Source organism: Massilia sp. NP310 (assembly GCF_019443485.1).
In the GTDB taxonomy this organism is placed as follows: Bacteria; Pseudomonadota; Gammaproteobacteria; order Burkholderiales; family Burkholderiaceae_D; genus Telluria; species Telluria timonae.
Genome location: NZ_CP080379.1, coordinates 841648 through 860145 on the forward strand (window position 1 = coordinate 841648; position 18498 = coordinate 860145).

Sequence of the window (18498 nt, forward strand, 5' to 3'; positions counted from 1 at the left end):
GCACATACAATAGAGGATGGAACGATGAGTGTTTATGATCGACCGCTGGTGATGCTCGACTTCGAGACCACCGGCCTGTCGCCCGAGATGGGCGACCGCATCACCGAAGTGGCGGCGCTGCGCATCGTCGGCGGCGAAGTGACGGAGCGCTACGTCTCGCTGGTGAACTGCGGCGTGCGGATCCCATCCTTCATCACCCAGCTGACCGGGATCACGCAAGCGATGGTCGACGGCGCGCCGCCGGCGCACCAGGTGGTGCCGGAACTGCTCGACTTCATCGGCGGCGACGTGCTGTCGGCCCACAATGCCAGCTTCGACGAGAAGTTCCTCAAGGCCGAAGGCGCGCGCTTCGGCCGCGCCACGTCGCACGCCGGCCTGGTGTGCTCGCTGAAGCTGTCGCGCCGCCTGTTCCCGGGCCTGGCCAGCTACAAGCTGGGCCTGCTCTCGCGCCAGCTCGGCATCGAGTTCCGCGGCGCCGCCCACCGGGCCGAGGCCGACGCCCAGGTGGCCGCCGACGTGCTGCTGCACGCCGCACGCCACCTCGGCCGCACCTGCGGCATCGAGCAGGTCGAGCCGGCGCTGCTGGTCTTGATCAACAAGGTCGCGGCCGCCAAGATTCCCGCCTTCCTCGACAAGTACGCGGCCACCGTGCGCGAGCGCCGCGCTGCCGCGGCCGCCGTCGCTGCCTGAGCCTTCTGACCCAACCGTGGCGGCGCGCGCGCCGCTGACCGTCCGATTGTGCGGTCGCAAATCCCGAATCCCTCGCTCTCCTTAAAATTTTAACAACGGGATTGAGAACGCCGAGAGGACTTCGATGAGCGAGGATGCCGCCCGACAGGGCACCGCCACCTACGAGTGGTTCCACCGCGCCGCCAGCGGCGGCAATCCCTACGCTCAGTTCAACCTGGCCCAGCTGTACCTGCGTGGCGACGGCGTCGCGCGCGACGAGGCCAAGGCGGCCGCCTGGCTGGCGCGCGCCGCCCAGCAGGGGCTGGCCTATGCCCAGAACCACCTGGGCGCCATGTACTACAACGGCCGCGGCGTGTGCCGCGATCACACGCGGGCGGCGCACTGGTTCCAGCGCGCCGCGGAGCAGGGCGACCGCTCGGCCCAGCACAATCTGGGACTCCTGTACCGCAAGGGCCGCGGCGTGCCGCGCTCGCACAAGGCGGCGATCGGCTGGTTCTACCGGGCCGCCGAACAAGGCATGGCGCGCGCCCAGACCCAGCTCGCCCAGGGTTATCTGCACGGCCTCGGCGTCAACGTCAGCCACCCGCTGGCGATGGCATGGTTCCGCAAGGCCGCGATGCAGGGTCACGTGCCGGCGCAGGTGCAACTGGCGCAAATGTATGCGCGCGGGCAGGGCGTGGCGCCCAGTCCGGCCCAGGCCCTGTACTGGTTCCGCCACGCGGCCGGGGCGGGCGACCCCACCGCCCAGCGCCAGCTCGGCGTGGCCTATGCCGAAGGCCGCGGCGCCGGCCCCGATCCAGCCCTGGCCATCCAGTGGCTCGAACGCGCGGCGGCCGGCGGCGAACGCGAGGCGCTGTACGTGCTGGGCGGGCTGCTCTCGGGCGGCGGCATGCCGCGCGACAGCGCACGCGCGCTGCGCTGCTACATGCAGGCGGCGGCCCGGGGCCACGTGCAGGCCCAGTACCGGGTGGCGCGCATGCTGGCCGGCGGTTGCGGCGTGCAGCGCGATCCGGCGCGCGCGCTCGAGTTCTACCTGCAGGCCGCCGAGGGCGGCGCCGCCAATGCCCAGTTCGCGCTGGGCCTGCTGTACGCCAAGGGCCAGGGCGTGCCGCGCGACCTGGCCCTGGCCGCGGCCTGGTACCGGCGCGCCGCCCAGCAGGGCGACGCCAGCGCCCAGAACAACCTGGGCGCCATGTATGCCTGCGGCGAAGGCGTGCCGCGCGACGACAATCTGGCCGCCCACTGGTACCGCCTCGCGGCGCGCCAGGACCACCCGCCGGCCCAGCACAACCTGGGCGGGCTGTACGCCGCCGGGCGCGGCGTCGCGAAGAATCCGGTGCGGGCCTGCATGTGGGCCTGGCTGGCGCGCCAGGGCCGCGGCCTCGACAAGGCGGCGCCGGCCGACGTCGCGCTGGCCGCCAGCACGGCGGCCAACGACTTTACCGCCTTGCTGAGCCCGGCCGAGCGGCGCCGGGCGCGGACCCTGGTCGAGCGCTGGCTGGCCTCGAAGACGAGTCCACGCCGGCTGCTCGGGCGCACCGGCGCATGAGCGTGTTCTCACGGCGCTGCGTGTTCCGCCGGGGTTTCGCGAGGTTTTCCTTAGACTCGCCGCATCCTGGCATGCGCGTGGCATGCATCGTCAATACGCGTCCGGCCGCGAGCGGCTGCCCGGGCAGCTACGCCATACTCAAGCATGTCATTTCGCGCTATGATGCCCTGCGGCCACAAGCCCACACCATCATTCAACAGCCCGAGAAGAATATGCACATGAGACTCGCCACGCTCGCCGCCGTCCTGGCCGCTGCTTTCGCCGCGCCAGCGATGGGGCAGAGCTGCTCGCCTGCCGGCCCTTCGCTGACCTATCCCGTGTCGAAGAAAGTCGACCAGACCGACAACTACCACGGCACCGTGGTGGCCGACCCCTACCGCTGGCTCGAGGACGCGAACAGCGCCGACACCAAGTCCTGGGTCGACGCCCAGAACAAGGTCACCCAGGCCTACCTGGCGCAGATCCCGCAGCGCGAGGCGATCCGCCAGCGCCTGACCCAGCTCTGGAACTACGAGCGCTACAGCGTGCCGGGCAAGGAAGGCGGCCGCTACTTCTACACGCGCAACGATGGCTTGCAAAACCAGGCCGTGCTGTACACCCTGAAGAACCTGAACGACCAGCCGCGCATGCTGCTCGACCCGAACACGCTGGCGCTTGATGGCACCGTCGCCCTGGCCGGCGCCGAGGTCAGCCCCGACGGCAAGCTGCTGGCCTACAGCATCGCCGCGTCCGGCTCCGACTGGAACGAGATCAAGGTGCGCGACATCGACACCGGCAAGGACCTGCCTGACCACATCAAGTGGGTCAAGTTCTCGAGCACCGCCTGGACCAAGGATGGCAAGGGCTTCTTCTACAGCCGCTACGACGAGCCGAAAGAAGCGACCAAGCTGGCCGACGTCAACTACTTCCAGAAGCTGTACTTCCACCGCATCGGCACGCCGCAAAGCGCCGACACCCTGGTGTACGACCGCGCCGACCAGAAGGAATGGGGGTTCGGCGGCCAGACCACCGACGATGGCCGTTACCTGATCATCACCACCACCAAGGGCACCGCGCCGAAGAACCGCGTTTCGTACAAGGACCTGTCCAAGCCCGATGCCAAGGTGGTCGACCTGATCGACAACTTCGACGCCGGCTACGACTTCATCGACAACGTCGGCACCGTGTTCTACTTCAGCACCGACCGCAACGCGCCCAAGAAGCGCATCGTCGCGATCGACATCAGCAAGCCGTCGGAGAATCACTGGAAAGAGATCGCCGCCGAAACCGCCGACACCCTGGCCGGCGCCGACATCATCAACAACCAGCTCGTGCTCGAGTACCTGAAAGACGCCAAGAGCGTGGTGCGCGTGGTGTCGCTCGAAGGCAAGCCGGTGCGCGAGATCGCGCTGCCGGGCATCGGCACCGTCGGTGGCCTCACGGGCAAGCGCCAGGACGCCGAGACCTTCTATTCGTTCACCGGCTTCACCAATCCGACCACGATCTACCGCCTGAACCTCAAGACCGGCGAGAGCACCGTGTTCCGCCAGCCGAAGGTCGCCTTCAACCCGGCCGACTACGAGACCCGCCAGCAGTTCTACACGAGCCGCGACGGCACCAAGGTGCCGATGTTCATCGTGTCCAAAAAGGGCCTCAAGCTGGACGGCTCGAACCCGACCTATCTGTACGGCTATGGCGGCTTCAATATCGCGCTGACCCCGAGCTTCTCGCCGGCCAACCTGGCCTGGATGGAGATGGGCGGCGTCTATGTAGTGGCCAACCTGCGCGGCGGCGGAGAATACGGCGAAGCCTGGCACCAGGCCGGCACCAAGCTGCAAAAGCAGAACGTGTTCGACGACTTCATCGGCGCGGCCGAGTGGCTGGTGCAGAACAAGGTCACCTCGCCGAAGAAACTGGCGATCGGCGGCGGCAGCAACGGCGGCCTGCTGGTCGGCGCGGCCACCACCCAGCGTCCGGACCTGTTCGCGGCGGCGATTCCGAGCGTGGGCGTGATGGACATGCTGCGCTTCCACAAGTTCACCATCGGCTGGGCATGGACTTCGGACTACGGCTCGTCGGAAAATCCTGACGAGTTCAAGGCCCTGGTCAAGTATTCGCCGCTGCACAACCTGAAGGCGGGCACCTGCTATCCGGCGACCATGGTCACCACCGCCGACCACGACGACCGCGTGGTGCCGGCGCACAGCTTCAAGTACGCGGCCGCGGCCCAGGCTGCCCAGGCCGGCTCGGCGCCGATCCTGATCCGCATCGACACCAAGGCGGGCCATGGCGCCGGCAAGCCGACCGGCAAGCAGATCGAGGAAGTCGCCGATCGCTGGGGCTTCCTGTCGCGTGAGCTGCACATGCAGGATGCTGCCAAGACGGTTGGCGGCTCGCACTAGGTAGTAACGATCACCCGGCGCTGCGCCGGGTGAACGAGACAACGGCCGCCAGGGCAACCCGGCGGCCGCTGATTTTCATGCCTGATTTTCGTGCCTGATTTGCAGGCCTACCGGTGGACCACCACCAATACGGCCTTCGCCTCGGTCTTGCCCGTATTGCGGATCACATGGTTCTGATCGGCCGGATACCTGGCCGTCGCGCCATGCCGCACCTTGCGCTTTTCGTTCCCCACCTCCAGCTCGACGGTGCCGGTGATCACGGTCAGGTGCTCGCCAGTGCCCGGATCGTGCGCCTGCGAGGCCAGCTCTCCGCCAGGCGCCAGGGTCAGCTCATACCATTCATACTTGCCCGCCAGGTCCATCGGCCCCAGGATGCGCAGCGAATAGCCGGCGTGGGCGCCGGGCAGGGTGGGGATCTCGTGGGCGTCGACCACCCGGATCAGGTCGCTCGTCCTCACCTCGGACGACAGCAGTTCGCCGATCTGAACGCCCAGCGCATTGGCCAGGCGCCAGGTGATGGCGATGGTCGGATTCGCCTTCTCGCGCTCGATCTGCGACAGCATCGACTTCGACACGCCGGCGATACGCGACAGGTCCTCGAGCGTCAGGCCACGCGCCAGCCGCAGGCGTTGTAGTGTGGCGCCAACTTCTGGCGGGGCATTGTTTGTTAGAGTGGTACTCATTTTCCGTTGGCTGCCTGTCTGGGTATTGCCTAATGCAAATTGCTAATAAGTATATGGGAAGCCGCTTGCCAAGTTCATTGGCTGGGCGTAAGATTCAATATATCGAATTTTTGTTCGAGATAGCGAACTAGTTCTCTACATCGAACGAACCAACGGTACAACATCCGCCGACCGCCGGTCAAGCCGCCGGTCTTGCCACGAGTTCAGCCACATTAAACAGGGAACAGGGGAACACCATGAGCGATCAAGCTTTCTACAGCAGCCTGCAGCAAAAACTCGCGACCTTGAAGATTGATGGCCTGTTCAAGCCCGAGCGCGTGCTGGCCTCGCGCCAGGGCGCCGAGGTGGTGGCGCAGGATGGCCGTACCCTGATCAATATGTGCGCCAATAACTACCTGGGCCTGTCGGGCGACGTCGAGACCCAGAACGCCGCCGCCGCCGCCCTTGAGAAGTACGGTTATGGCCTGTCGTCGGTGCGCTTCATCTGCGGCACCCAGACCGTGCACAAGGAGCTGGAGCAGGCACTCTCGAACTTCCTGGGCACCGAAGACACGATCCTGTACGCGGCCGCCTTCGACGCCAATGGCGGCGTGTTCGAGCCGCTGTTCGACGAGAACGACGCCATCATCTCGGACGCCCTCAACCACGCTTCGATCATCGACGGCGTACGCCTGTGCAAGGCCGCGCGCTACCGCTATGCCAACAACGACATGGCCGACCTCGAGAAGCAGCTGATCGCCGCCCTTGACGCCGGCAAGCGCCACAAGATCATCGTCACCGACGGCGTGTTCTCGATGGACGGCACCATCGCCCAGCTGGACAAGATCGTCGCGCTGGCGGAAAAGTACGGCGCCCTGACCATGATCGACGAATCGCACGCCTCCGGCTTCATGGGCGCGACCGGCCGCGGCACCCACGAGCATTGCGGCGTGATCGGCAAGATCGACATCATCACCGGCACCCTGGGCAAGGCCCTGGGCGGCGCGATGGGCGGTTTCACGTCGGGGAAAAAAGAAGTCATCGAAACCCTGCGCCAGAAGTCGCGTCCCTACCTGTTCTCGAACACGCTGGCGCCGATGATCGCCGGCGCCTCGCTGGCGGTGCTGGAGCGCATCTCCAAGTCGACCGAGCTGCGCGACCGCCTGCACGAGAACACCGCCTACTTCCGCCAGGAGATCGAGCGCATCGGCTTCACCATCAAGCCGGGCACCCACCCGGTGGTGCCGGTGATGCTGTTCGAGGCGCCGGTCGCGCAGAAATTCGCGGCGCGCATGTTCGAGCTGGGCGTGCTGCTGTCGGGCTTCTTCTATCCGGTGGTGCCGATGGGGCAGGCGCGCGTGCGCGTGCAGCTGTCCGCGGCCCATACCCGCGAGCAGCTCGACACCGTGCTGAAGGCCTTCGAGCAAGCCGGCAAAGAGCTGGGCATCATCAAGAACTAAGCAAGACCAATATACATAGAAGCAAGGAAGACAGCATGGAACGCATCCTCATCATCGGCGCCAACGGCCAGATCGGCAGTGAACTGGTCAGCGCGCTGGCCGACAAGCACGGCGCGCAGAACGTGATCGCCTCGGACATCGGCGACAAGAACCTGTACGGCGCCGCGCGCTATACCGTGCTCAATGTGCTGGACAAGGACAGCCTGGCGCGCCTGGTCGCGGATGAGGGCATCACCCAGGTCTACCAGCTGGCCGCCATGCTGTCGGCCACCGGCGAAAAGGCCCCGCTGAAGGCCTGGTCGCTGAACATGGACGGCCTGCTGAACATCCTCGAGATCGCGCGCGAACGGGGCGAAGCGGGCAAGCCGCTGAAGGTGTTCTGGCCATCCTCAATTGCCGCCTTCGGTCCGACCACCCCGAGCGAGAACACGCCGCAGTTCACGATCATGGATCCGACCACGATCTACGGCATCAGCAAGCTGGCCGGCGAGCGCCTGTGCGAGTACTATCACAGCAAGTATGGCGTCGATGTGCGCAGCATCCGCTACCCCGGCATCATCAGCTACAAATCGCCTCCGGGCGGCGGCACCACGGATTATGCGATCGCGATCTTCCACGCGGCCCTGCGCGGCGAAACCTATGAGTGCTTCCTGGGGCCGGAAACGACCCTGCCGATGATCTACATGCCGGACGCGATCCGCGCCACCATCGAGCTGATGGAAGCCCCAGCCGAGCAGGTCGCGATCCGTTCGTCGTACAACGTGGCGGGCGTGTCGTTCAACCCGCGCGAACTGGCCGCCGCGATCTCGAAGGCGCTGCCGGCTTTCCGCATCGACTACAAGCCGGACAGCCGCCAGCAGATCGCCGACTCCTGGCCGAAGAGCCTCGACGACAGCCGCGCCACCGCCGACTGGGGCTGGAAATCGCGCATTGGCGTCGACGAGATGGTCGATTCGATGCTGAAGAATATCGACGTGGGCCTGGGCGTGGCGGCGTAAGCCCCGCCTTGCCAGGACACGCATCCAACGGCCTGCCGCCTCGACGCGCCAGGCCGCAATCATTATAAGAACCGAAAAGTGAGACAAGCATGGACATGAGTGTTTTCGACCTGTTCAAGATCGGCATCGGCCCCTCGAGCTCCCACACCGTGGGCCCGATGGTGGCGGCGCGCCGCTTCCTGCTCGAGAGCGGGATGCTGGAACAGGCGGTCGGCGTCGAAGCCCACCTGTATGGCTCGCTGGCGCTGACCGGCGTCGGCCACGCGACCGACAAGGCCGTGATCCTCGGCCTGATGGGCGAGACCCCGCAGGACGTCGACCCGAGCGCGGTCGAGGACAAGCTGGCGGAAGCGGAATTCGACGGCGTGCTGCACCTGCTGGGCATCAAGCCGGTGCCGTTCAGTGCCAAGACCAACCTGGTCTGGCACAAGGCCTCGACCCTGCCGGAGCACCCGAACGGCATGCGCTTCGTGCTCCATCTGCAGGACGGCAGCATCATCGAGCGCATTTATTATTCGGTCGGCGGCGGCTTCATCACCGCGGCCGGCGAGAGCCAGGCGCGCGCGCCTGAAACGGACGCGGCGCCGGTCCCATACCCGTTCGACACGATGGCCCAGCTGCTCGAGCATGGCCGCCGCCATGGCCTGAGCATTCCGCACATGCTGCGCGCCAACGAGCGCACGCGCATGAGCGACGAAGAACTGGATGCGGGCCTGGACAATATCTGGCGCGTGATGCGCGAGTGCATCTGCCACGGCCTGGTAACCGAGGGCCGCCTGCCGGGCGGCCTGGACGTGCGCCGCCGCGCGGCCGGCCTGTGGAAGCAGGCACAGCAAGCGCAACAGCAACCACTGAACGCCTTGCCGCATGACGCGGTGCAGCAGGTGAGCCTGTACGCCATGGCGGTCAACGAAGAAAACGCGGCCGGCGGCCGGGTCGTCACCGCGCCGACCAACGGCGCCGCCGGCATCATTCCCGCAGTGCTGCGCTATTACGCCGAGGACTGCCGGCCGATCGATCCAGTGCGGGGCGTGCGCGATTTCCTGCTGGCGTCGAGCGCGATCGGCATGCTGTGCAAGAAGAACGCCTCGATCTCGGGCGCCGAAGTCGGCTGCCAGGGCGAGGTGGGCGTGGCTTGCGCGATGGCGGCGGCCGGCCTGGTGGCCGCGCTGGGCGGCAGCAACGAACAGATCGAAAACGCGGCCGAGATCGGCATCGAGCACCACCTGGGCATGACCTGCGACCCGATCGGCGGCCTGGTGCAGATTCCATGCATCGAGCGCAACGGCATGGGCGCGATCAAGGCGATCACCGCCGCCTCGCTGGCGATGAAGGGCGACGGCACCCATTTCGTGAGCCTGGACAGCGCGATCGAGACGATGCGCCAGACTGGCGCCGACATGCAGGTCAAGTACAAGGAGACCTCGCTGGGCGGGTTGGCGATTCATGTGGTGACGGTCAATCACGCGGCCTGCTGATACGGCCGTTCGTACAAACTTGGCCCCCCGCCTGCGCGGGGGCGGGGTAGTGGCGTATGCGCCACAACCCCGTTTTTTGCAGCACAGCATACATTTCCGCCCGCTCCCACTATAATAAAGTTTCAATGTGAGCCAACCGGATCTTCAAACTGTATGCATTATGTGTCCACCCGCGCGACGAGCGCGTCCGCAGCACGCAATCCCCAGCAATTCTCCGACATCCTGTTAGGTGGTCTGGCCCCGGACGGCGGCCTCTACCTGCCGGCCGAATACCCGCAGGTGACTGGCGCCGAGCTCGATGCCTGGCGCAAGCTCTCGTACGCCGAACTGGCCTATGAAATCCTGCGCAAGTTTGCCACCGACATCCCGGACGCCGACCTGAAGACGCTGACCGCGCGCACCTACACGCCGGAGGTCTACCGCAACGCCCGCGCCGACGAATCGAGCGCGGACATCACCCCGCTGCGCGTGCTGGAAGACGGCGTGCAGGGCAAGCTGGTGCTGCAGGCGCTGTCGAACGGCCCGACCCTGGCCTTCAAGGACATGGCGATGCAGTTGCTGGGCAATCTGTTCGAGTACGCGCTGGCCAGGAACGACGATGAATTGAACATCTTCGGCGCCACCTCGGGCGACACCGGCAGCGCCGCCGAGTACGCGATGCGCGGCAAGCGCGGCGTGCGCGTGTTCATGCTGTCGCCGCACAAGAAGATGAGCGCCTTCCAGACCGCCCAGATGTTCAGCCTGCAGGACCCGAACATCTTCAATATCGCGGTGGAAGGCGTGTTCGACGATTGCCAGGACCTGGTCAAGGCGGTCTCGAACGACCTCGAATTCAAGGCGCGCCAGAAGATCGGCACCGTCAATTCGATCAACTGGGCGCGCGTGGTGGCCCAGGTCGTGTACTACTTCCGCGGCTACCTGGCGGCCACCACCAGCAACGATCAGAAAGTGTCGTTCACGGTCCCGTCGGGGAACTTCGGCAATATCTGCGCCGGCCACATCGCCCGCATGATGGGCCTGCCGATCGACAAGCTGGTGGCCGCCACCAACGAGAACGACGTGCTGGACGAATTCTTCCGCACCGGCGTTTACCGCGTGCGTAAACCTGCCGAGACCTTCCACACCAGCAGCCCGTCGATGGACATCTCCAAGGCCTCGAACTTCGAGCGCTTCGTGTACGAACTGGTGGGCCGCGACGCCGAGCGCACGCATGCGCTGTTCCGCAAGGTCGACACCCATGGCGGCTTCGACCTGTCCGGCGCACCGGGCAGCGATGGCGACGAATTCAAGGATGTGGCGAAGTTCGGCTTCCTGTCGGGCCGCTCGACCCATCTTGATCGCCTGGCCACGATCCGCGACGTCGCCGACGACTTCGGCATCACGATCGACACCCATACCGCCGACGGCATCAAGGTCGCGCGCGAACACATGCAGCCGGGCGTGCCGATGATCGTGCTCGAGACCGCGCTGGCGGCCAAGTTCAACGAAACCATCCTCGAAGCGCTGGGCCAGGACGCCGAGCGTCCGGCCGGCTTCGAGGACATCGAGTCGCTGCCGCAGCGTTTCGTGGTCATGCCGGCCGACGTCGTCCGCATGAAGGCCTACATCGCCGAGCACACGGGGCTGTGATGAACGCACCGGTACAGAAAGCCCCCATGCTGTCGGTGCGCGAAGCGCTCGACTTCCTGCTGGAAGCCGCGCGGCCGGTGGAGCAGGTCGAGACCGTCGCGACCCTCGAGGCCAACGGCCGCGTGCTGGCCGCGGACCAGCTGGCGACGATCGACGTGCCGTCGGCCGACAATACGCAGATGGACGGCTATGCCGTGCGCGCGGCGGATTGCGCGGGCGGCAGCGCCACCCTCAAGGTCAGCCAGCGCATCCCGGCCGGCAGCGTCGGCCATGAACTGGAGCCCGGCACCGCGGCGCGCATCTTCACCGGCGCCCTGATCCCGCCGGGCGCCGATGCGGTCGTGATGCAGGAGCAGACCGAGGCGGTCGGCGACAGCGTCACCATCCACCATGCGCCGCGCGCCGGCGAGTGGATCCGCCGCAAGGGCGAGGACATCAGCGCCGGCGCCGTGATCCTGCCGGCCGGCAGCCGCCTGCGCAGCCAGGAACTGGGGCTGGCGGCATCCGTCGGCCTGGCCAGCTTGCCGGTGCGGCGGCGCCTGCGCGTGGCGGTGTTCTTCACCGGCGACGAGCTGACCATGCCGGGCGACGTGCCACCCGAGGGATTGAAACCGGGCGCCATCTACAACTCGAACCGCTTCACCCTGCGCGGCCTGCTGGAGAACTTCGGCTGCGAGATCAGCGACTTCGGCATCGTCCCCGATTCGCTCGAGGCGACCCGCGCCACCTTGCGGGAGGCGGCGCGCGAGAACGACCTGATCATCACCTCGGGCGGCGTCTCGGTCGGCGAGGAAGACCACATCAAGCCTGCCGTGGAAGCGGAAGGACGCCTGTCGATGTGGCAGATCGCGGTCAAGCCGGGTAAACCGTTGGCCTTCGGTGAAGTGCGCCGTGACGATGGCGCTGCGTTTTTTCTGGGCCTGCCCGGCAATCCGGTGTCGAGCTTCGTCACCTTCCTGCTGTTCGTGCGGCCTTTCCTGCTGCGCCTGCAGGGCGTGACGGGCCAGGTCGAGCCAAAGGGATATACGGTGCGCGCCGACTTCGACCTGCCCAAGGGCGACCGCCGCAACGAATTCCTGCGCGCGCGCCTGAACGCGGCCGGGGGACTGGACCTGTTCCCGAACCAGAGTTCGGGCGTGCTCACCTCGACGGTGTGGGGCGACGGCCTGGTCGACAACCCGGCGGGCAACCGCATCGCCGCGGGCGACCTGGTGCGCTTCATTCCGTTCGCCGAATTACAGTATTAGGAAAGACATGAAGATCAGTTTGAAATACTTCGCCGCGCTGCGCGAAGCCGTGGGCGCCGCGCAGGAGCAACTGGACCTGCCGCCGGATGTCGCGACGGTGGGCGGCGTGCGCGAACTGCTGCGCGCACGCGGCGGCGTGTGGGCCGAGGCCCTGGCGCCGGAACGTGCGGTGCGCATGGCGTGCAACCAGGTCATGTGCGGCGCCGATACGCCAATCGGCGAAGGCGCCGAAGTGGCATTCTTCCCGCCGGTGACCGGCGGTTGACAGCGGCCGGCCGCCGCGGCCGGCTGTTCCATCACAAGGCCGCGATCGACTGCTCCGCCAACGCCATCAATTTCGCGCAATTGCTGTTACGCGCCGCGAAATCCTTCCACGCCGTATTGCGCGCCACCGCCTGCCAGCCGCGCAGGGCTTCCGGAGTGAGGTCGACCACGCGCGCGCCGGCGCCGCGGTAGACCGACACTACCTCGGCATCGTCGACGCGCGCCATCTTCATCGCGAATTGCTCCAGGTCGGCGCCGACCTTGAGGATGGCTTCCTGCTGCGGCTTGGGCAAGCGCTCGAACACGGTGCGCGACATCAGGAGCGGCTCGAACATGAACCAGTACGAGCCGCCGCGCGCCGTGGTCAGCGAGCGGGCTGTCTCTTGCAGGCGGAAGGAAATGAGGGACGTCGACGAGGTCAGGGCCGCATCCAGTGCGCCGCTGCGCATGGCGGCGTGGATCTCGTTGGACGGCAGGCTGACGACGGTCGCGCCGGCGTCCTGCAGCAGCATGTCCATCTCGCGCGAGCCGCCACGCACCTTCAGGCCGCGCACGTCCCCGGGGTTGAGGATCGGAGCGCCGCGCGAGGCGACCCCGCCGGCTTGCCAGATCCAGCTGACGATCACCAGGCCCTGTTCGCCGAGGATGCGCGCCAGCTCGCGCCCGACCGGGGCGTTTTTCCAGCCATAGCCCTGATCGTAGGACGTGACCAGCGCCGGCATCAGCCCGATATTCGCTTCCGGCGCTTCGCTGCCCGCATACGACAGCGGCACCAGGGCCATGTCGAGCGAACCGCTGCGCAGCGCGCCGAACTGGGCGTTCGGCTGCATCAGGCTCGACCCCGGGTGGATCGAGAACTTCAGGCTGCCGCGCGTGCGCTTCTCGACCTCGGCCGCGAACATGCGGCACAGGCGGTCGCGAAAATCGCCCTGGGCGATGCTGCCGCCGGGGAACTGGTGCGAGATCCTGAGATTGCTGGCCTGGGCCCAGGCGGACTGCATCCATAGGGGACTGGTCGCGATCGCGCCCAGCATTGCCCTGCGGGTCGTAAACGACCGGTTGATTACCGACATATACATCCTCCAAGATGTTTTAACGGACTGCCGGGCGAATCGTGGCTGACCTCGTCGAGCGGGCGCCATCGTTCACGCTGGCGTGTACAAGAATATTCCTGCCACACCGCATGTCAAGCGGAATATTGCAGCTATGACAAAGGCATGCGGTTAACGTAGACCGGCGCCAACGCGGCAGTATCGCGCACGCTGGTGGAACCGGCCTTGATCCATCCTGGAGAATAGCCGCGTCAGCGGGCCTTGTCGGTAATGGCCTGGCTGGCCGAGCGCCAGCGCGCGGCGACGAAGATGGCGGCCGCGGCCAGCGACCACAGCAGGGTCGGGCCCCAGGTGCGGGCCAGGCTGTCGCCGCGCATCAGGTCGATTGCGCACAGCAGCAGGAACATGGTGCCGGCGGCCAGCAGGTACTGGCCGATCCAGTGGAGGTATGACTGTGACCCAGGACGCATGGAATGACTCCTTTCAACGGCGGTCGAAATAACGGCGCAGGATGCCGGCCAGCGCCAGCGGCTGGTCGATCATCAGGAAGTGGCGCGACGGCGCGATCGGCACCACCTCGACCGAGGGAATCCCTTCGACCAGCATCCGGTAATGCTCGACCTTGTCGTTCACCGTCAGCGCATCCTGAGCCGCATCGTACTGGTAAAACGGCGCCACGACCAGCACCGGGGCGCTGATCTTCGACAGGCCCGGGCGCAGGTCGAGCGCCAGCAGGTCGGCCACGTAGGCGCCGACCGCCTCGCGGTCGCTGCGCAGCAGCAGCGGCGTGATGTCGTCGGCCTTGCCGATGTCGAGCACGCCCTGGCCGCGCATGTACTGGCGCTGCTCGGCGGCGTAGGCATCCGGCCGGCTGGCCGCCATGCGGTTGCGCACGTTGATCGCGGCCTGCGGGCGCTGCTGCGGCGGCATGTTCTCGGTGCCGGGGAAGACCGGCAGGCCGTCCAGCGCCACCACGCCGCCGATGCCGTTGCCGAGGTCCTGCGCCACGGCGTAGGCCAGCGTGCCGCCCAGGCTGTGGCCGACGATGACCGGCTTGTCCAGCTTGCGCTCGGCGATCAGGCCGCGCAGGGCGGCGCGCGCGCCTTCGAACGGCGCCCAGTCGGACGTTGCGCGTGGCGCCGGGCGGCCATCGAAGCCGGGCAGGGTGACCACGTACAGGGTGAACTCGTCCTTGAACTGGCGGATCGTTTCCTGCCATACCCAGGGACCGCTGGCCAGGCCAGGGACCAGGATCACCGGCCGGCCGCGGCTGCCGTGGCGCTCGACCAGCAGGCCGCCGGATTCGAAGCGCTCGGCCGGTTCGATGGTGGCGGCGAAACGGTTGACGATTGGCGCCGCTGGAGGCGCGGCCTGCGCCTGGGCCTGGGCGATGGAAGCGGCGCTGGCAGCCAGTGCGGCGAGTGCGAACAACAGGGAAGCTTTCTTCATGCGGTCTCCTGATCGGGTGAAAAGATGGCTTCGACCGGCAGGCCGAACAACCGTGATATGGCGAAGGCGAGCGGCAGGCTGGGGTCGTAGCGCCCGGTCTCGATCGCGTTGATGCTCTGGCGCGAGACGTCGAGGCGTTCGGCCAGGTCGGCCTGGCTCCAGCCGTGTTCGGCGCGCAGCGCGCGAATGCGGTTCTTCATCGCCGGCGCAGCGCCCGCACCGTGCAGACCAGGACGGTGGCCGCGCACAACACCACCCAGACCGCGAACATCGACAGGCGCGGATAGCCGGCGGTCTCGAGGAAGCCATAGCTGAAGGTGAGCCCGGCGGTGAGCGCGGCGGCCAGCGCGAACGATTCGAGCAGGTAGCGGCGCAGGTATTCGTCGACCCGGTCCAGGTGGCGCGCGATGGCCCACAGCATCAGACAGAATCCCAGCATCGGCGACAGCAGGACCACGGTGCGCGGCACGCCTTCTGCCATCGGCCGGCCGTAGAGGATCGACGCCACCAGCAGGATCACATACACCGCGAAGGAGATGCCCAGCTCCCTCAGATAAGCCTTGCCGACCCGTCGTTCATGCGTGTTTGCTGTCATCGTCTCGCCCTCGAGTAGTAAAGGATACTTTACATCGTAGGCTTGCCGGGACGCTATGTCAAGCAACCTTTACATCGTCTTTGGCTGCCCGAACTCGACTACAATGCGGGTCCATCTTTTCCGTCCCCCGCACCGTCATGACCCAGTCTTCCATTTCCTCCAAGCGTGTCGCCGTGATCGGCGGCGGCCCCGCCGGGCTGATGGCGGCCGAGGTGCTGGCGCAAGGCGGCGCGCAGGTCGACGTCTACGATGCGATGGCCAGCGTGGGCCGCAAGTTCCTGCTGGCGGGGAAGGGCGGCATGAATATCACGCATTCCGAACCCTATCCCGATTTCGTGCGGCGCTATGGCGCGCGCCAGGACGAGGTGGCGCGCTGGCTGGAAGGATTCGACGCCGGTGCGGTGCGCGCCTGGATCCACGAGCTCGGCATCGAGACCTTCGTCGGCACCTCGGGCCGGGTCTTCCCGCGCGAGATGAAGGCGGCGCCGCTGCTGCGCGCCTGGCTGCACCGCCTGCGCGAGTCCGGCGTGCGCTTTCACATGCGCCATCGCTGGCTGGGCTGGCAGGATGGCCGGCTGCGCCTTGCCACGCCGGAAGGGGAGTTGCTGGTCGAGGCCGAGGCCACGATCCTGGCGCTGGGCGGCGCCAGCTGGGCGCGGCTCGGCTCGGACGGCGCCTGGCAGCCGCTGCTGGCCGAGCGCGGGGTCGCGCTGTCCCCGCTGGCGCCCGCCAACTGCGGTTTCGATGTCGGCTGGAGCGAGCATTTCAGCAGCCGCTACGCCGGCGCGCCGCTGCTTACGGTGGCCGCCGGTTGCGAGGACCAGGATGGCGCCATCGCCTGGCGCAAGGGCCAGTTCGTCATCACCGGGGGCGGCGTCGAGGGCAGCCTGGTGTACGCGCTGTCGGCGCCGCTGCGCGACCAGATCGCGCGTATTGGCGGCGCCACCCTCTGGCTCGACCTGGCGCCCGACCACGATGCCGGGCGCGTGTTCGACGAAGTGACGCGCCCGCGCGGGTCGCGCTCGATGTCCAGCCACCTGCAAAGCCGGCTCGGCATCAAGGGCGTCAAGGCCGGGCTGCTGCACGAATGCCTGTCGCGCGAAGAATACGCCGACCCCGTTCGCCTGGCCGCCGGCATCAAGCGCCTGCCGGTCAAGCTGCTGCGCGCGCGCCCGATCGACGAGGCGATCAGCAGCGCGGGCGGCGTGCGCTTCGATGCGCTGGCGGATGACACCGCAATGCTGGCCGCGCTGCCGGGCACTTTCGTGGCGGGCGAGATGGTCGACTGGGAGGCGCCGACCGGCGGTTATCTGCTCACCGCCTGCTTCGCCAGCGGCCGCGCCGCAGGGCGCGATGCGCTGGCCTGGCTGGAGCGCGCCGGCGCCTGAGCCGGTAATTGAACGCCAACGGTGCGCATGCCGTTCGTGGATTGGCGTAGGCTGGATCGTTCTTCTCGCAGCCTTGCCCAGGAGTGGACCATGTCCAGCACGCCTACCGAGCCGAGCGAACAGGAGCCCGTGCGCATTCCTGTCGTCGAGGAGCAGCTCGCGGTCGGCACCCGCATGGTCGACACCGGCCGCGGCGTACGCATCCACAAGACCGTCACCGAACATCCCGTCGCCATCGACGAACGCCTGCTGCGCGAGGAGCTGCGCGTCGAACATGTCCCGGTGGACCGCATCGTCGGCGCCGACGAGGCGCCCGGTCACCGCCACGAAGGCGACACCCTGGTCATTCCCGTGCTCGAGGAAGTGCTGGTGGTGGAGCGCAAGGTCCGCATCAAGGAAGAACTGCACATCACCCGGGTCCGGCACGAGGAGCGTCACCTTGATACCGTTTCGCTCAAGGCGGAACGGGTCGAGGTAGAACGTTTCGACGAGGCCGGCGATTCGGGCGCCTGAAGTCATCACCCAAGGAGGCTCATCATGCATCATACGCTAGTCGCGGTTTTCGACAACCGTACCGACGCGCAAAGCGCGTACGACCAGCTGCTGTCTTCCGGTTTCAGCCGCGAGAGCGTGCGGCTGTCCGAGGCCAATGCTGGCGGCGCCACCACCGCCGAAGGCATCGGCAGCAGCGTCAAGCACTTCTTCCAGGACCTGTTCGGCGACGAGGACAAGCACCACGCGAGCCGCTACGAAGGCGCGCTCGCGCGGGGCCAGCACGTGGTGACGCTCAGCGCCGAGACGTTGCCCGACGTCGAGCGCGCCGCCGACGTCGTCGAGGCCTTCGGGCCGGTCGACATCGACGAGCATTCGGATGGCGTCGGCACCGCCGGGGCATTGCTGACGGGCGCCGGGCCACGGCAAGGGGCGACGCCGGGTGCGGCGGCATCGAGCCAGTCGGCATCCGGCCAGTTGCAGGGCGCATCGGGCAGCGCCTCGCTGCAGCGCGACGTATCGACCAGCGCGGCCAGCGCGACCATCCCGGTGGTCGAAGAGCAGCTGCGGGTCGGCAAGCGCGAAGTCCAGCGCGGCGGCATGCGCATCTTCTCGCGCATCGTCGAGGTCCCGGTGCACGAAACCATCGGCCTGCGCGAGGAACACGTCGACGTCCAGCGGCGCAAGGTGGACCAGCCGATCAGCCCGAGCGACGCGGCGGCTTTCAAGGAGCAGACCATCGAGATGCGCGAGAGCGCCGAGGAAGCCGTGGTCGAGAAATCCGCCCGCATCACCGAGGAAGTCTCGATCGGCAAGCAGGTCAGCGAACGCCAGCAGCAGATCGACGACACGGTGCGCCACACCGAGGTCGACGTCGAGCGGCTTGGCGCGGGCATGTCCGACGACGAGCGCTACTATCGCGAGCATTTCAAGCTCACCTATGGCGCCAGCGGCGGGGCGTACGACGACTATGCGCCGGCCTATCTCTACGGTTCGCAGGTGGCGGGCAGCGGCAGGTACACGGGCCGTCAATGGGACGAGATCGAGCCCGAGCTGCGTACCGACTGGGAAGCGCGCCCGGGCGGCGCCTCGACCTGGGAAAAGATAAAGTCGGCCGTACGACACGGGTGGGACCGCATGACGGGCAAATACGACGCATGAGCC

General features: G+C 67.2%; 18 protein-coding genes. 12 read left to right on the forward strand and 6 right to left on the reverse strand.

The annotated features are described in order from the left end of the window. The first annotated feature begins 24 nt into the window (after positions 1-24). The 3 genes from KY496_RS03860 (at position 25) to KY496_RS03870 (ending at position 4620) form a co-directional block, all read left to right on the forward strand. Positions 25-690 (forward strand): PolC-type DNA polymerase III, encoded by a 666-nt coding sequence (locus tag KY496_RS03860; protein WP_219863958.1) that lies wholly within the window; start codon positions 25-27, stop codon positions 688-690. Positions 691-814: 124 nt separating this feature from the next. After that, the gene (locus tag KY496_RS03865) at positions 815-2239 is read left to right on the forward strand and encodes a tetratricopeptide repeat protein (RefSeq protein ID WP_219863960.1); all 1425 of its coding nucleotides are present in this window, start codon (positions 815-817) and stop codon (positions 2237-2239) included. 212 nt (positions 2240-2451) lie between these two features. After that, positions 2452-4620 (forward strand): prolyl oligopeptidase family protein, encoded by a 2169-nt coding sequence (locus KY496_RS03870; RefSeq protein WP_219863961.1) that lies wholly within the window; start codon positions 2452-2454, stop codon positions 4618-4620. Positions 4621-4727: 107 nt separating this feature from the next. Here the strand turns inward: KY496_RS03870 and KY496_RS03875 are convergent, their stop codons facing one another. After that, positions 4728-5303 carry a helix-turn-helix domain-containing protein gene (locus tag KY496_RS03875; RefSeq protein WP_005671205.1) on the reverse strand — a complete coding sequence of 192 codons (576 nt, stop codon included), beginning with the start codon at positions 5301-5303 and terminating at the stop codon, positions 4728-4730. A gap of 236 nt (positions 5304-5539) precedes the next feature. Here KY496_RS03875 and KY496_RS03880 point away from each other — a divergent pair, with 236 nt between their 5' ends. The 6 genes from KY496_RS03880 (at position 5540) to moaD (ending at position 12359) form a co-directional block, all read left to right on the forward strand. Then, entirely contained in the window at positions 5540-6742 is a 1203-nt protein-coding gene (locus tag KY496_RS03880; RefSeq protein ID WP_005671204.1) for a glycine C-acetyltransferase, read from the forward strand. A gap of 35 nt (positions 6743-6777) precedes the next feature. Beyond that, a complete protein-coding gene (locus KY496_RS03885) occupies positions 6778-7740 on the forward strand; it encodes an NAD-dependent epimerase/dehydratase family protein (protein WP_184236496.1) in 963 nt (320 codons plus the stop codon). Between the two features lie 89 nt (positions 7741-7829). Continuing rightward, positions 7830-9218, forward strand: a complete 1389-nt coding sequence (locus KY496_RS03890) for an L-serine ammonia-lyase (protein WP_219863963.1) — start codon at positions 7830-7832, stop codon at positions 9216-9218. 153 nt (positions 9219-9371) lie between these two features. Next, positions 9372-10847 carry a threonine synthase gene (gene thrC / locus KY496_RS03895; protein WP_219863965.1) on the forward strand — a complete coding sequence of 492 codons (1476 nt, stop codon included), beginning with the start codon at positions 9372-9374 and terminating at the stop codon, positions 10845-10847. Beyond that, the gene (glp, locus tag KY496_RS03900; RefSeq protein ID WP_219863967.1) at positions 10847-12094 is read left to right on the forward strand and encodes a gephyrin-like molybdotransferase Glp; all 1248 of its coding nucleotides are present in this window, start codon (positions 10847-10849) and stop codon (positions 12092-12094) included. The genes thrC and glp overlap by 1 nt, the downstream gene beginning before the upstream one ends. Before the next feature lie 7 nt (positions 12095-12101). Next, positions 12102-12359, forward strand: a complete 258-nt coding sequence (gene moaD / locus KY496_RS03905; RefSeq protein ID WP_005671194.1) for a molybdopterin converting factor subunit 1 — start codon at positions 12102-12104, stop codon at positions 12357-12359. Between the two features lie 31 nt (positions 12360-12390). On the opposite strand, the gene dctP is transcribed toward moaD, so the two are convergent. From dctP to KY496_RS03930, 5 genes are all read right to left on the reverse strand, one after another. Continuing rightward, the gene (gene dctP, locus KY496_RS03910) at positions 12391-13431 is read right to left on the reverse strand and encodes a TRAP transporter substrate-binding protein DctP (protein WP_005671192.1); all 1041 of its coding nucleotides are present in this window, start codon (positions 13429-13431) and stop codon (positions 12391-12393) included. A 230-nt stretch (positions 13432-13661) separates the two neighbouring features. Beyond that, positions 13662-13880 (reverse strand): hypothetical protein, encoded by a 219-nt coding sequence (locus KY496_RS03915; RefSeq protein WP_184236484.1) that lies wholly within the window; start codon positions 13878-13880, stop codon positions 13662-13664. A gap of 13 nt (positions 13881-13893) precedes the next feature. Then, on the reverse strand, positions 13894-14859 hold the full coding sequence (locus KY496_RS03920; protein ID WP_219863968.1) for an alpha/beta fold hydrolase: 966 nt from the start codon (positions 14857-14859) through the stop codon (positions 13894-13896). Continuing rightward, entirely contained in the window at positions 14856-15059 is a 204-nt protein-coding gene (locus KY496_RS03925; RefSeq protein WP_005671186.1) for a helix-turn-helix transcriptional regulator, read from the reverse strand. The genes KY496_RS03920 and KY496_RS03925 overlap by 4 nt, the downstream gene beginning before the upstream one ends. After that, positions 15056-15454: a hypothetical protein gene (locus KY496_RS03930; RefSeq protein WP_005671184.1), complete on the reverse strand. Its 399-nt coding sequence runs from the start codon at positions 15452-15454 to the stop codon at positions 15056-15058. Before KY496_RS03930 ends, KY496_RS03925 begins: the two co-directional genes overlap by 4 nt. 137 nt (positions 15455-15591) lie before the next feature. Between KY496_RS03930 and KY496_RS03935 the strand changes: the two genes are divergently transcribed. The 3 genes from KY496_RS03935 to KY496_RS03945 all read left to right on the forward strand — a co-directional run bounded on the left by KY496_RS03935 (position 15592) and on the right by KY496_RS03945 (position 18495). Next, on the forward strand, positions 15592-16842 hold the full coding sequence (locus tag KY496_RS03935) for a TIGR03862 family flavoprotein (protein WP_184236475.1): 1251 nt from the start codon (positions 15592-15594) through the stop codon (positions 16840-16842). Positions 16843-16932: 90 nt separating this feature from the next. After that, complete coding sequence (locus tag KY496_RS03940) at positions 16933-17355, forward strand: YsnF/AvaK domain-containing protein (RefSeq protein ID WP_184236472.1); 423 nt, start codon at positions 16933-16935, stop codon at positions 17353-17355. Between the two features lie 24 nt (positions 17356-17379). Beyond that, positions 17380-18495 carry a YsnF/AvaK domain-containing protein gene (locus tag KY496_RS03945; protein ID WP_219863970.1) on the forward strand — a complete coding sequence of 372 codons (1116 nt, stop codon included), beginning with the start codon at positions 17380-17382 and terminating at the stop codon, positions 18493-18495. Positions 18496-18498 lie beyond the last annotated feature (3 nt).

What these genes read in the sequence shown, in the direction of transcription:
- KY496_RS03860 (WP_219863958.1), top strand. Translation starts at nt 25, where the DNA reads ATGAGTGTTTATGATCGACCGCTGGTGATGCTCGACTTCGAGACCACC.
- KY496_RS03865 (WP_219863960.1), top strand. Translation starts at nt 815, where the DNA reads ATGAGCGAGGATGCCGCCCGACAGGGCACCGCCACCTACGAGTGGTTC.
- KY496_RS03870 (WP_219863961.1), top strand. Translation starts at nt 2,452, where the DNA reads ATGCACATGAGACTCGCCACGCTCGCCGCCGTCCTGGCCGCTGCTTTC.
- KY496_RS03875 (WP_005671205.1), bottom strand. Translation starts at nt 5,303, where the DNA reads ATGAGTACCACTCTAACAAACAATGCCCCGCCAGAAGTTGGCGCCACA.
- KY496_RS03880 (WP_005671204.1), top strand. Translation starts at nt 5,540, where the DNA reads ATGAGCGATCAAGCTTTCTACAGCAGCCTGCAGCAAAAACTCGCGACC.
- KY496_RS03885 (WP_184236496.1), top strand. Translation starts at nt 6,778, where the DNA reads ATGGAACGCATCCTCATCATCGGCGCCAACGGCCAGATCGGCAGTGAA.
- KY496_RS03890 (WP_219863963.1), top strand. Translation starts at nt 7,830, where the DNA reads ATGGACATGAGTGTTTTCGACCTGTTCAAGATCGGCATCGGCCCCTCG.
- thrC (WP_219863965.1), top strand. Translation starts at nt 9,372, where the DNA reads ATGCATTATGTGTCCACCCGCGCGACGAGCGCGTCCGCAGCACGCAAT.
- glp (WP_219863967.1), top strand. Translation starts at nt 10,847, where the DNA reads ATGAACGCACCGGTACAGAAAGCCCCCATGCTGTCGGTGCGCGAAGCG.
- moaD (WP_005671194.1), top strand. Translation starts at nt 12,102, where the DNA reads ATGAAGATCAGTTTGAAATACTTCGCCGCGCTGCGCGAAGCCGTGGGC.
- dctP (WP_005671192.1), bottom strand. Translation starts at nt 13,431, where the DNA reads ATGTCGGTAATCAACCGGTCGTTTACGACCCGCAGGGCAATGCTGGGC.
- KY496_RS03915 (WP_184236484.1), bottom strand. Translation starts at nt 13,880, where the DNA reads ATGCGTCCTGGGTCACAGTCATACCTCCACTGGATCGGCCAGTACCTG.
- KY496_RS03920 (WP_219863968.1), bottom strand. Translation starts at nt 14,859, where the DNA reads ATGAAGAAAGCTTCCCTGTTGTTCGCACTCGCCGCACTGGCTGCCAGC.
- KY496_RS03925 (WP_005671186.1), bottom strand. Translation starts at nt 15,059, where the DNA reads ATGAAGAACCGCATTCGCGCGCTGCGCGCCGAACACGGCTGGAGCCAG.
- KY496_RS03930 (WP_005671184.1), bottom strand. Translation starts at nt 15,454, where the DNA reads ATGACAGCAAACACGCATGAACGACGGGTCGGCAAGGCTTATCTGAGG.
- KY496_RS03935 (WP_184236475.1), top strand. Translation starts at nt 15,592, where the DNA reads ATGACCCAGTCTTCCATTTCCTCCAAGCGTGTCGCCGTGATCGGCGGC.
- KY496_RS03940 (WP_184236472.1), top strand. Translation starts at nt 16,933, where the DNA reads ATGTCCAGCACGCCTACCGAGCCGAGCGAACAGGAGCCCGTGCGCATT.
- KY496_RS03945 (WP_219863970.1), top strand. Translation starts at nt 17,380, where the DNA reads ATGCATCATACGCTAGTCGCGGTTTTCGACAACCGTACCGACGCGCAA.